This is a genomic window from Enterococcus sp. 5H (genome assembly GCF_028128615.1).
Lineage (GTDB): Bacteria > Bacillota > Bacilli > Lactobacillales > Enterococcaceae > Enterococcus_L.
Map to the genome: position 1 here is coordinate 23,271 of NZ_AMDP01000043.1, position 12,736 is coordinate 36,006.

Below are 12,736 nucleotides of genomic sequence, written 5' to 3' on the forward strand. Positions count from 1 at the left end.
CGATTCTACAGTTCGGCTTCCTCCAACATTTTGTTCACCATCATCGCTGTATATTCGGACTTTTTTAATTCTTCAATAACCGCTTCAAACAAAGCTTGCGTACCTGTTTCTTCCACATAAGCTTCTAGATCTTTGATTTGAATTCTTGGTTTTTCAGTCAGATTTGCGATCAATAATGTTTCGAAAAGAGTATCGACATCTGATAATAATAAATTCGAGATAATCGCCCCTACACCTAATTTCAACTTCATCCCGCCTCGTTCAACGGAATAACGTTGGTTGACTTCTTTCAAAAATCCGTATCCAAATTTAAAATTAAATAATTTATCGTTAATTGTAAGTTCCATGATTGCCCTCCTGTTTTTAAAAGAGCTTGGAACATAACTCAAAAGTTATATTTCAGGCTCTTAGTATCCTAATAAGCGGTGGGCGCAGAAGCAACTCCTTCTTATTTCTCGGAATTAAACACTTCTGTCCCTATCTCTTTCTGCATATAGTTACTCAGCGGCTGCTACTTTAACTGTATCTTTAAATTCATAGTCGCCACCATCAGTTGTATCGACAACTAGAGAAGCAAAACCATTTTTACCAGCGCCTTCAATCGCCCATTCTAACGAGTATTCCACTTTATTTTCAGCAGAATCTGTTTCTTCAAATGATGTGAAGAAACCTTCGAAATATTTTGCTTTATATTTTCCTTCATCTGTACCAGTTCCAATTTCTTTGGTATTAATACGCCAAATTTGGACGCGTTTATTTTCATCCATTGCTTCTTCTAATTTATCGATTTGAGTTGAACCAATTTTATATAGAGTTGTTGCTGTGACTGTTGTTTCTGTGGCACCAGGTGTTACCACGCTGCCATCTTTTGTTACAGTTGATTCACTTTCTTTTGATTTTGAATAACCGTTTTCTGTGCTGTAGGCTAATCCCCACGCATTTTCATTTCCTTCATCTTCGGCTAAACGAAAACGCCAAACTACATCTACTCCGCTTAATGCTGTCATATATTCATTTCCTCCTTTAGTTGTTTACTGCTTTTTCAGTTTTTCTAATTGATATTGCGATCGCTTTAGTTGAGCTGTCAACTGAATTTTTTGCCGTTGTTCCGCTCTTACTCTCTTTTGCAGCTTTTTGATAACTTTCAATTATTTTTTTATCGCCTTATCTTGCTGTTGGAAAGTAAAATCATCCATCTATGTTAACTAGCTCCTCTCATTTTAAGTCACGGGCGACTTTATTTACTGAAGGTGATTGCAGTCATAACCTGATGAAATCAGTATACAAGGAATCATTAGTATCAAACTCCCAGTTTTCTTTTAACTATATTCCACCTTCCTACCACAACTCTTTCACTGTTGACAAAGATCTTTTCCTGAATTACTATAAATTAACGACTACAATCGTAATCGAAAAATATTACCTATTCCAGAAGAGGAGTCATCATATGTTTATTTATATTTTAGGTATTTTAATATTAGGTATTTTCGTCGGATTAGCTTCCGGCATGTTTGGTCTTGGAGGTGGTGGCATTATTGTTCCAGCTTTATTATTACTTTTGCCACGAATTGGCGTTGAGAAATCTGAATTGATGTTTATGGCGATGGGAATTTCTTTTGCAACTATGATAATCAGTACCAGCACTTCTGCTTATACACAGTATAAAAATAAAAATATTGATTTTAATCGTATTAAACTATTTTTACCGCCGCTTCTGTTATCAGTTTTAGTTGTCAGTAAAATAGTGACTTCCGTGAATCAAAATTTTCTTAAATTATTTTTCTCACTCTTTTTAGTTTATTTTGGGATGAAGATGTTGTTTCAGAATAAAAATGTCAACCAAATAGCTGCAGGAAGCATTAGCTATTTCAAAACTAAAAATATCTTGGCAGCTATTGGGATTGGTGTTATCGCAACAATGGGCGGGGTTTCTGGTGGTGGTCTGATTGTACCTTTTTTCAATAAAAGTGGTATGGGAATAAAAAAAGCGATTGGTACTTCAGCTTTTTGCGGAATTTTTCTAACTGTTTTTGCTTCTGTTGGATTTATTGTTAGCGGCTTGGGTTATACAAATTTACCTGCTTATTCACTCGGTTTTATTCATATTCCAACAGTTTTACTGATCTCAGCAGTTTCTGTTCCTATGTCCCGAATCGGTGTAAAAATCATGCTAAAATTATCCGATGCTAACATTAAAAAATATTTTGCTTTATTTTTAATTACACTTAGCTTATATATGATTTATATGAGTATTTCTTCTTTATTGTTTTAAAATAATCTTAGTGAAGAAATCACCCAACTCATGGTAAAATAGATAAAGCAAGCTACTAAATTAATTCTAGTAAGAAAGGTTGTGACACAGGATGCTTCTTCAAGAATATACTGATGCGTTTTCTACTATGATTCAACAATTTCAACTGACCGATGAACAATTAGCATACACTGGAAGACCTGAAATGCCGATTAAGATTTCTAAAGCAAATTCATTTATTCATCCTATTTTAGGTATTGAAGATGAGTTACTAACGAATTTCTTTGTTTTAGACGAGAAAAAAGATGTAGCTTTATATACAACCAATCAACAAGCTGTTTTACTTCGAACCTTCTCTACAGATTATCGTTACCAAGGAAAAGGCTATGCAAAACAAGTATTACAAGCATTGCCGTATTTTATTCAAACTCATTTCCCCAACTGTAACGAAATTATTCTTGCAGTGAACCAAGAAAATATTGCTGCGCAAAAACTATATGAAACAACTGGATTTAAGCAGACAGAAAAAATTGTTCAAGGTGAGTATGGTCCTTTGTACGTTATGACTATGTCTATAGAAACTACCGAGAATTAGTAAAGAAAGTGAGGAATTATTTTGTTATTTTTAAATCACAGTCCAGATCTTAGTCCTATCGATTTAGAAATTTACAAATATGTAGCTGCTCACATTGATGAAGTAGTATATATGCGGATTCGAGAACTAGCCAAAGAAACCCACAGCAGCACCGCCAGTATTCTACGTTTTTGCCGCAAGTTTGGCTGCGAAGGTTTTTCTGAGTTTAAAATCAAGCTCAACTTGTATCGAAAATCATTAACTGAACCTGTTACGACCCATGCTGTAGATGAAACATCTTTCACGAATTTTATCCAACGTTCAACAGAAACTTTTTATCAAGAACGGATTCAAGCAGCGGCAAAGTTATTATCTGAAAAAGACTTAGTTCTTTTTATCGGAACAGGTTCATCCAACATTATTGCTGAATATGGCGCACTGTATTTTTCTTCGATTTTCAGTATGGCTTTTCATATTGAAGATCCCGTTAATCATCCAGTTAATTTTTTTAATAAAAGTATTGCAGAAAATGTTTGCGTCATTGCGCTTTCTGTTAGTGGTGAAAATGAGGCAATCATCAATTATCTAAATCATTTTATCTCCAATGATAGCTCGATTATTTCCATTACGAATAGTGAAAAATCACCAATCGCTGCACTTTCTGATGTAAATATTCCTTACTATATTTCCACTGAGAGAATTGGTGATAGTGATATAACTTCACAAGTTCCAGCACTGTACACTGTAGAATATTTAGCCAAAGAAGTACAAAAACAAAAGCAAGAAAGCTCAAATTAATTGAGTTTCCTTGCTTTTTTTTATACTTAAAACTATTTTCCTTCTTTAAAGAAAGCTGGTAAATAGTGTTTGTGAGCTTCTAGCAATTCATCCATGACTTCTTTTGCTACATCACCACTAGTAATCAATGGATTCATGGTAAAGGCTTGCAAGAGTGTACCATAATCTCCTGTAACTGCCGCTTCAATTGTTAATTCTTCCATTGACTTCATCACTTGCAATAAGCCGCGTTGGTTTGGTTTAAAGCTACCAAAATTATATGGAACTGGACCTTTCCCTGTAATCGTACAAGTCACTTCTACAGCACTTTCAGCTGGTAAATCAGTAATTGTACCATTATTTCTAGTGCTGACCGTCATTGTTGTACGTTTATCATTGTGAATAGAATTGATGATTTCACAAGCCGCATCGCTATAACGAGCACCGCCACGTTCAGCTAGCTGTTTTGGTTTATAATCTAAGTTAGGATCTTTATATAGTTCAAATAATTCGTGTTCAATTTCTTTTACTTTTTCAGCACGTGTGCCATTGTTTTTAAAGTCTTCTAGTTCTTCTGCCAACATTTTATCTGTATAATAGTAATAATTATGGTATGGACATGGAACCATGTGTAAGTTTTCTACTTGTTCCCAAATTAGGTTATTGTCTTTGATATTCGCAACAATTGATTTGGCATCATCTTGACCGTACATAACTTTGATAAGTTCATCTGTGCGATCTTTGCCATTTTTATCGGTGATTGTATGCCAGTGTAAATGATTGATTCCAGCAAATTGGAAGAATAGATCACGATTATTTTCACCTAATAATTCTGCTTCTTCAAACACTGCATTAACAGGAATATTACACAATCCAACGACTTTATCCCAATTACCATAACGTAAAACCGCTTCTGTAACCATTCCAGCCGGGTTGGTAAAATTAATAAGCCAAGCATCCGGACAAAGTTCTTTCATATCTTCAACAATATCTAAAATGACAGGGATTGTTCTCAACGCTTTAAAAATTCCGCCTGCCCCATTCGTTTCTTGACCAATCATGCCATGACTTAAAGGAATTCGTTCATCTAAAATACGCGCATCTAATAAACCTACACGCAGTTGAGTTGTAACAAAATCGGCTTCTTTCAATGCTTCTCGACGATCTAGAGTTAAATGAACTTCGCAGTCAACACCTGCAGCTTTTACCATTCGTTTAGCCATCTCGCCAACAATTTCTAATTTTTCTTTCCCTGCTTCAACATCAACCAGCCATAATTCACGAACAGGCAATTCATCGTAGCGTTTAATAAATCCTTCTACTAATTCAGGTGTATAACTTGATCCTCCACCAATTGTAACGATTTTAATTCCTTTTGACATTTCGTTTCAGCCCCTTCAGCAATTTATCTGCTTTTAGTATATCCTTCCCACTCGAAATAATATATAGCAATAAAGAAAGTGGTTACAAAAACAGAAAGTGGAAACAGGTTACATCTAAGTAACACCACGTTACAAAAAAGTGTGTAGAACAAAACTAAAGATCAGTTTTGCTCCACACACTATATCTGAATAAATGGCGAAAAAAGCAACTTATTTTTCGACCTCATTCTATTTTAATCAACCATCAAACTCATCAAATGTACTTCTAAAAATTCGCCATCATCTGTTTTAGCTCCGCGTTCCATAATTGCTTCTGTTTTAAATCCAATTTTTTCGTAAACATGGACAGCACGTTGGTTTCTATGCTGAACAGTCAGCTCCAAACGGCGAATAACACCACTCTCTTGCACCCACAGAATCAGTTCTTCCATCATCAAACTTCCTAGCCCAAACCCCCAATAGTCTTTCAAAATACTGATTCCTATTTCGCCAATATGTTCCATTCGTTTTTTTGCAGAGGCTTTAACAGAAGCTGTCCCGATTACCTTTCCGTCCGCTATTGCAACCATCAACACATTATTCGGTGATTCAAATAGATTAGCTAAGTTTTCGCTCATTTCATCAGGTGTCATTTCCATACCTTTTTCATCCATGACTAAAAAGGGGGTTTCTCTGCCAATAATTCTCAATACTTCTAAAATATCAGCGGCATCATCTGGAATCGCTTCTCGAATGGTAAATTCTATCTCTGTCATCTATTTTCCTCCAGTTTTTTTTGGATACGGTTTAAAAATTGTTCAGAATTATGTCCACAAGCTAAAATAGTTAAGACTCTTTTTTCCATATCATCACTATCTTTTGCTAAGGTAATATCCAAATAGTCAACAGGTAAAAATTCGCCTAATAATTTCCCCCACTCAACAACAGATACTCCATCACCTTCAAAATATTCGTCTAAACCTAAATCATCTGCCCCATCTTCAATACGATATACATCCATATGATAGAGCGGGATTCTCCCTTGTTGATACTCACGAATAATTGTATATGTCGGACTTTTAATCATTTGATCGATCTCAAGACCTTTGGCAATTCCTTTGGTCATTGTGGTTTTCCCAGCACCTAAATCTCCTGACAGAATAATTACATCACCAGGTTCGGCAGCAGTTCCGATAACCTTAGCAATTTCTTCTGTTTCTTCAGGATTGTTCACTACTATTTCCATTGTTTCACCTACTTTAAGCTAAAAAATTTGTGTTGATTTTTTAGTATTTTTCTCATTCTATGTACTGTAGTATATCGAATTATGTCGAAAATAACTAGAATTAATTGATTATCTTCGTAAAAAAGAGAACCTGCAAATCTGCAAGTCCTCTTTATAAAATTAATTCATTAGTGTTTGTGCAGCAGTAATGATTGATAATTTGTAGATATCTTCTTCATTTGCTCCACGAGATAAATCAGAAACAGGTTTGTTCAATCCTTGTAAGATAGGACCAATCGCTTCAAAGTTACCTAGACGTTGTGCAATTTTGTAGCCAATGTTTCCTGATTGTAGTTCTGGGAAAACAAAGACTGTTGCTTGTCCAGCTACTGAAGAATTTGGTGCTTTTAATTGCGCAACAGATGCAACATAAGATGCATCAAATTGTAATTCACCATCAATTTCAAGTTCAGGAGCCAAGCTTTTAGCAATCTTAGTTGCTTCAACAACTTTATCAACTTCAGGCGCTTTAGCAGAACCTTTTGTTGAGAAACTCATCATTGCAACTTTTGGATCAATATCAAATAGTTCAGCTGTTCTTGCACTATCAACCGCAATTTCAGCTAATTCTTGAGCTGTTGGGTTTACGTTGATTGCACAGTCTGCGAAGATGTATTTTTCTTGGTCGCGTCCACGAACCATAATCATGGCACCGCTTGTACGGCTAACACCTGGTTTTGTTTTGATGATTTGTAGTGCTGGACGAACAGTATCGCCAGTTGAATGAATCGCACCACTCACCATACCATCAGCAAGTCCCATGTACGTAAGCATTGTTCCGAAGTAATTAACATCTTTCAAAATTTTGCGAGCATCTTCATCTGTTACTTTACCATTACGACGCTCAACAAAAGCTTGAACCATATCTTCCCAGCCATCATAGTTATCTGGATCGATGATTGTAAAGTTAGAAGCTTTAATCCCACGAGCGTGAGCTGCTTCTACAATTGCTTCTTGTTTACCAATCAAAATTGGTTCCATTAATTCTTCTGCTTTTAAACGTGCTGCAGCGCCTAGAATACGAGGATCTGTTGCTTCTGGAAAAACAATTTTGATGTTGCGACGAATGACTTTAAATTTTAAGTTATCGAATAATTCCACGATATACCCTCCAATGATTATTTATACTAACTAATCATACACCATTCTTCAAGAAAATAACAGTTATTTCTAGCTGTATTAGTGTAAAAAATGCTGATTCTGATATTGTTTTCACAAACTCGTCATACTGCACTATAACAGTTTACTACTGTTTTACGACACTGTTTCAGGCAATTGCCAATTTATCGGCTTTTCTCCAAGTTGTTCTAATGCCTGATTTGTTTGAGAAAATGGTTTTGAGCCGAAAAAACCGCGATGAGCTGCTAACGGACTGGGATGCGGCGATTTGATAATAATATGTTTATTAGTATCAATCATTTTCATTTTTTCTTGAGCTGGCTTGCCCCACAAAATAAATACAATCGGCTTTTCACGTTCATTTAATTTTTTGATAATCGCATCGGTCAACGTTTCCCATCCTTGTCCACGATGAGAGAATGCTTGACCATTACGAACAGTCAATACAGTGTTCAGTAAAAGTACTCCTTGTTTTGCCCAGCTTTCCAAAAAACCATGCGATACTGGCGGATAACCTAAGTCGTCTTGCAGTTCTTTATAAATATTCACTAAAGAAGGCGGTGTTTTAACACCGGGCTGCACAGAAAAACTCAATCCATGTGCCTGATTAGGTCCGTGATACGGATCTTGCCCTAAAATAACGACCTTAACATCTTCATAAGGTGTTAATTCCAATGCTGAAAATATATGGTACATATCTGGATAAATTGTTTGTTGGCTATACTCTTGTTTTAAAAATTCTCGTAAATGTAAATAGTACTCCTTTGAAAATTCCTCATTTAACACTTCCTGCCAATCGTTGTGAATAATTGTCTTCATTGTTTTCCTCCTTTTTTGATTGCACTTTTTCTATTTAAATCCTTTTTCTCTAACAGCTTTCCTTTACACTTTTAGCATATCGGATTTTTAAAGAAGTGACAAGAAAATTTTTTTCTGCACTGAAATGGAAAAAACATGGTAAACTATAGATAAGTAAATAAACGAGGTGTAGAAAATTTTATGATTAAATTGATTGCTTCAGATATGGATGGAACACTACTGGATTCAAAGATGGGAATTTCTAAAGATAATGCTTCAGCAATTAGAGAAGCAGAACGTTTGGGAATTGAGTTTATGGTCGCTACTGGTCGAGCTTACACAGAAGCAAAACCGGCTTTAGATGAAGCTGGGATTGAATGTGCCATGATTACACTGAACGGTGCCAAAGTTTTTGATAAATATGGGAATTCGCTTTTCACAGCTGGGATTGAAAAAGAAACGGCACACGGAATTTTAGATATTTTAGATGAACATAATATTTATTTTGAAGTTTCTACGAACAAAGGGATTTATTCTGAAAAACAAGAAAAGCGGATTGAGAATTTTGCTTCACACATAGCTACCACAATGCCTCATTTAACTTATAAAGTAGCAATTGCAATGGCTTCTGCTCATTTAGCTTTGCTGGATATTACTTATATTGACGATATGCGCACATTAATCCAGCAAGAAGATATTGAAGTGCTGAAAATTATTGGCTTTAGCATGGATGGTCCAACCGTTTTAGGCCCTGCCAGCACTCAAATCAGAAAACTTCCTGATCTTGCTGTTACTTCTTCTGCTCAAAATAATATTGAAGTCAATCACAGAAATGCTCAAAAGGGAATTGCTGTTGCTCATGTGGCTAAAGATCGCGGCATTTCAGAAAAAGAAGTGATGACGATCGGTGATAATTTTAATGATGTTAGTATGTTGCAATGGGCTGATGTTAGTTTTGCAATGGGCAATGCCGAACTTGAAGTTAAAGATCATGCAAAATACATTACGTCAACTAATTTAGAAAATGGTGTCGGTGAAGCTATTTTACGTGCTATTAGAGAAGACTTATAATGAAGCTGTAACAATAATAATGAAAAGAGGTGAGCAATGGTGTCTGAGTTTTTTATTCAAGAAAAACAATTAAGCAATGTGACTAGGACCATTGTGAAAGATGAAGACGGCAAATCTCTTTTCTTACTTGTTGGACGCTGGGGCACACGTGGCGATGCACTTTCTTTGTACGCAATGAGCGGTGAGTTAGTCGCACAGATTAAACAGACCTCTTTTGCCTTTGGTTCGCGCTTTGAATTATATAAAGGTTTTAAAAAAGTAGGCGTCATGCGAAAAATTTTAAATATCAATGCTGACTTCTACTACATTCAAGGTTTACATTGGACTGTTTTAGGCGATATTAAAAATCATCAATACTCTATTCATCAAGTTAGTAAAAAAATTATGGAAATGAATAAAGCTACGCTCTTCTCTGGTGATTATTTCAGTTTAGTTGTAACAAATGATGAAGATGCACCTATTTGCATCTGTGTAGCTGCCGTACTTGACTATTGGTTGTACAACAAAAAGAAACAAGGAGGCAAACCAATGATGGGTTGGGGCGCTTGTGAAGGATAGATAAAAAATCAGCGAAAATTATTCGCTGATTTTTTTTTGCATATGGTCGTAGAGATGACCGCTAATCATCATTTCAGCTACATCTTTAAACCCTTTACGACTATATAATTTTTTAGCATTAGGATTAGCCTTGTCTACACTTAATCCAATAGTATCTTTACCATCTCTTTTAGCCATCGTTGGCAAGGCATCAAGTAATTTGGAGCCAATTCCTAAACCACGATATTTTTCATCAACAGAAATAGAGTCTAGGTACCATTCATTAGATAATGTTTCTGGATCAACAAATATACGAATTTCTTCATCCAAATTGTATTTTTTCAAAACTTTTTTTAGCGGTTCATCAATAATCGGTTCATCTTCATTTGGATAGCCAAAAGCAATTCCTGCCACTTGACCTTCTTCTTCGTAAACCAATCCTCGCTGATAACCATAACGATACGTTGGATCGGCAACTGCTTCTGCCAAAACAGCTAAAATCGTCTCTTCTGGAACGATATCTAATAAAGGTAGTTCCATATCTTTTAAAATAACTAAAATTAAGGGCGCAATGGCTGGCCCGTCTTCTTTTGTTGCAAAACGAATCATTGTTAATCCTCTCTTTCTATATTGAGTGTATCATTTATTTTTTAAGAAATCATTACATACACTTGTTTTTTAATCTGTTCTAATAATTCAAAATGAATTTTAACAATAAAAAAAGACACTCAAAATTGAGTGCCTAAATTTACTATTGAATAGTTACCTTGACGTTGTTTCTGCGTCCCCACTGGATACATTGATCAACTGTCGGGAAGTGAACATCAATAATATTTCCTCTAATCGCTCCACCTGTGTCTCCAGCTACGGCAAAACCATAACCTTCAACTTCGACGAAAGAACCTAATGGTATAACGCTAGGATCTACGGCAATAACATTGCTTTGCGAGCGAAGATCAATACCGGTAGCAGTGATATAACCTGAACCAGCTTCTCTCCAAGAATACGCAGTAGACTGCATATAAAGAACTTGTCCATTTGAAGAGCCACCGCCTGTACTTCCACCACCAGTATTTGGTACTTCTTCTGGTTGTGAAGGAGTTGTTACAGTTGATTCCTCGCTGCTAGAACTGCTGCTTGAATCACTACTTGACGATGAACTAGAGCTGCTACTTGAGCTGGCTGCTTCGGCTTCTGCTTGTTTACGTGCTTCTGTTGCTTTCTTTTCATCTGAAATTCTTGTTTCTTCTGTCTGTTTTTCACTGGCGATTTGTTGTAACGCTGCTTGATTATCAGATAATTGCTGTTTTAATGCTACAACTTGTTCGTCCATAACTGAAGCTTCTTGCTGTAATTTTGATTCGTTGGTTTGCAATTCTGCTTGTTTGCTTTTTACAGTTTCTTGAAGTTCAGACAGTTTTTCTTTATCTTTAGATAGTCTATTGATTTTTTCTTTTTCCGCATTTTGTAAAACAGTCATTGCATAAGCTTTATTGAAGAAATCTGATATACTTTCGGCATCTAACAAGACTTGCCATGTACGTTGTTCTCCACTTAGCTGGACATCTTTCATTCGATCTCCAACGACTTCTTTACGGCGTGAAATACTTTGCTCTGTTACTGTAATCTCAGCTTCAGAGTTCTTGATTGTTTCTTCAGCTTTAGAAATATCTACTTTGAGTTTTTCAATTTCAGCGTATTTTTCATTAACATCATTCAAAGCTGTATTGATATCATCGCTCAATGCTTCCCCTGCTTCAGCTGTTTGTGTTTCCTTTGCTTTCAGATCGTCTAAAGACTCTGCTGCAGCACCAACTGGAAGAGCAACATTTACTAACATGATAGCAGCTAAAAATGGTATCAACTTTTTAACTTTCACTGAATCCAACACCTTTCCTAACTAAATCCAACTCCTCCTATTATACTAATCTATCAGCCTTAAATTATTTCAATTCTGTTACAATTCATTACATTTTAGCTAAGACACCTTTTTTTCTGTAACATTACTTGATTAATTTCACTATAATGAATCCTATTAAAATATCAAATAACCTTGATACAAAAGCTTTTCCAAGGATTATAAAACACATTATATACCTGTTATATCAAGAGTCCTTTATTTGTGTTTTTTCTTAACTTTATGAATGATTTTTTGCACTTCATCTGGATATTTTAGGTTTTTTAGTTTCAAATTGGGGTAGTTTTTCACCCAACGTTTTTGATTAAAGTTAAGATGTGTCACTAAGTTTTCAATTGTTGGGTTTTCTTTAAATTCAGAAATATTAACAGATAATTCCGTTCGTTTTTCATTTAAAGTAGCTGCAACTTCTTGTTTCCGTTCTTCTACAACAGAATTAATTTGTGCAGTGACTTTTTTAAATGCTTGCATATTCACCAATGTATAAACCAAATCACTACAAATAATAATCAGCAACAAAATCGGTAAAACCAGCCCAAATTGTTTCGATAAGAATTCCTCAAAAATCATTACTTTTGGATGGATTACTCGAACAATTAAGACACATCCAACGCCCCAAAATAATGAAACTGGTAAAGCAACGCGGCCATTAAGATTTAATGGAACATCTTTATAATCCCACCATGAAGCATGGAAAATTTTCTCTAATCCATAACTAGTAATATACTCCAAAATAGTTACCAGAATTGTAGATAATAAATATAAGATTACGATATTTTGCCTAAGTGGCTCTAAAAAGTAGAGCACGCCTAATATACCAAATCCGTAGATCGGACAATATGGACCAATTAGAAAACCTCTGTAGACAAATTTTCTGGCTTTGATTGAACAATAAACAGTTTCCCATAGCCAACCGATAAACGAGTAGATGAAAAACAATAAGACAACTTTAATAAATTCGTTCATATGCTTTCTCCTTAAAATAGACTTTGTTAACATTGTAACAAACAAAACTTGGTTTAGGCTAGCAACTTTATTTGTAATA

The 12,736-nt window shown here is 35.3% G+C and carries 15 protein-coding genes; 5 read left to right on the top strand and 10 right to left on the bottom strand.

Translation table 11 applies throughout. The features are described from left to right. Positions 1-5 precede the first annotated feature (5 nt). Together C240_RS12765 and C240_RS12770 are read right to left on the bottom strand one after the other, a co-directional pair. A complete protein-coding gene (locus tag C240_RS12765; RefSeq protein ID WP_271496345.1) occupies positions 6-347 on the bottom strand; it encodes a tail assembly chaperone in 342 nt (113 codons plus the stop codon). Between the two features lie 150 nt (positions 348-497). Next, positions 498-1,007, bottom strand: coding sequence for a phage major tail protein, TP901-1 family (locus C240_RS12770; protein WP_271496348.1), 510 nt, complete (start codon positions 1,005-1,007; stop codon positions 498-500). Between the two features lie 440 nt (positions 1,008-1,447). On the opposite strand from C240_RS12770, the gene C240_RS12775 reads away from it, so the two are divergent. The 3 genes from C240_RS12775 to C240_RS12785 all read left to right on the top strand — a co-directional run bounded on the left by C240_RS12775 (position 1,448) and on the right by C240_RS12785 (position 3,623). Then, entirely contained in the window at positions 1,448-2,272 is an 825-nt protein-coding gene (locus tag C240_RS12775) for a sulfite exporter TauE/SafE family protein (protein ID WP_271496351.1), read from the top strand. Between the two features lie 91 nt (positions 2,273-2,363). Next, positions 2,364-2,846 (top strand): GNAT family N-acetyltransferase, encoded by a 483-nt coding sequence (locus C240_RS12780; protein ID WP_271496354.1) that lies wholly within the window; start codon positions 2,364-2,366, stop codon positions 2,844-2,846. 21 nt (positions 2,847-2,867) lie between these two features. After that, on the top strand, positions 2,868-3,623 hold the full coding sequence (locus tag C240_RS12785; RefSeq protein ID WP_271496357.1) for a MurR/RpiR family transcriptional regulator: 756 nt from the start codon (positions 2,868-2,870) through the stop codon (positions 3,621-3,623). A 32-nt stretch (positions 3,624-3,655) separates the two neighbouring features. Here the strand turns inward: C240_RS12785 and C240_RS12790 are convergent, their stop codons facing one another. The 5 genes from C240_RS12790 to C240_RS12810 all read right to left on the bottom strand — a co-directional run bounded on the left by C240_RS12790 (position 3,656) and on the right by C240_RS12810 (position 8,186). After that, positions 3,656-4,984, bottom strand: a complete 1,329-nt coding sequence (locus C240_RS12790) for a 6-phospho-beta-glucosidase (RefSeq protein WP_271496360.1) — start codon at positions 4,982-4,984, stop codon at positions 3,656-3,658. A gap of 233 nt (positions 4,985-5,217) precedes the next feature. Continuing rightward, on the bottom strand, positions 5,218-5,739 hold the full coding sequence (locus C240_RS12795) for a GNAT family N-acetyltransferase (RefSeq protein ID WP_271496363.1): 522 nt from the start codon (positions 5,737-5,739) through the stop codon (positions 5,218-5,220). After that, the gene (gene tsaE / locus C240_RS12800; RefSeq protein ID WP_271496366.1) at positions 5,736-6,209 is read right to left on the bottom strand and encodes a tRNA (adenosine(37)-N6)-threonylcarbamoyltransferase complex ATPase subunit type 1 TsaE; all 474 of its coding nucleotides are present in this window, start codon (positions 6,207-6,209) and stop codon (positions 5,736-5,738) included. Before tsaE ends, C240_RS12795 begins: the two co-directional genes overlap by 4 nt. A 159-nt stretch (positions 6,210-6,368) precedes the next feature. After that, positions 6,369-7,349, bottom strand: coding sequence for a phosphate acetyltransferase (gene pta, locus C240_RS12805; RefSeq protein WP_271496369.1), 981 nt, complete (start codon positions 7,347-7,349; stop codon positions 6,369-6,371). A gap of 153 nt (positions 7,350-7,502) precedes the next feature. Beyond that, the gene (locus tag C240_RS12810; protein WP_271496371.1) at positions 7,503-8,186 is read right to left on the bottom strand and encodes a uracil-DNA glycosylase; all 684 of its coding nucleotides are present in this window, start codon (positions 8,184-8,186) and stop codon (positions 7,503-7,505) included. Between the two features lie 180 nt (positions 8,187-8,366). On the opposite strand from C240_RS12810, the gene C240_RS12815 reads away from it, so the two are divergent. Next, positions 8,367-9,236 (top strand): Cof-type HAD-IIB family hydrolase, encoded by an 870-nt coding sequence (locus C240_RS12815; protein ID WP_271496373.1) that lies wholly within the window; start codon positions 8,367-8,369, stop codon positions 9,234-9,236. Positions 9,237-9,275: 39 nt separating this feature from the next. Next, positions 9,276-9,794: an LURP-one-related/scramblase family protein gene (locus C240_RS12820; RefSeq protein WP_271496510.1), complete on the top strand. Its 519-nt coding sequence runs from the start codon at positions 9,276-9,278 to the stop codon at positions 9,792-9,794. Positions 9,795-9,812: 18 nt separating this feature from the next. On the opposite strand, the gene C240_RS12825 is transcribed toward C240_RS12820, so the two are convergent. The 3 genes from C240_RS12825 to C240_RS12835 form a co-directional block, all read right to left on the bottom strand. Continuing rightward, on the bottom strand, positions 9,813-10,382 hold the full coding sequence (locus C240_RS12825) for a GNAT family N-acetyltransferase (RefSeq protein ID WP_271496376.1): 570 nt from the start codon (positions 10,380-10,382) through the stop codon (positions 9,813-9,815). Between the two features lie 142 nt (positions 10,383-10,524). Beyond that, a complete protein-coding gene (locus C240_RS12830) occupies positions 10,525-11,664 on the bottom strand; it encodes a 3D domain-containing protein (RefSeq protein WP_442896598.1) in 1,140 nt (379 codons plus the stop codon). A gap of 225 nt (positions 11,665-11,889) precedes the next feature. Next, positions 11,890-12,657, bottom strand: a complete 768-nt coding sequence (locus tag C240_RS12835) for a putative ABC transporter permease (RefSeq protein ID WP_271496379.1) — start codon at positions 12,655-12,657, stop codon at positions 11,890-11,892. Positions 12,658-12,736 lie beyond the last annotated feature (79 nt).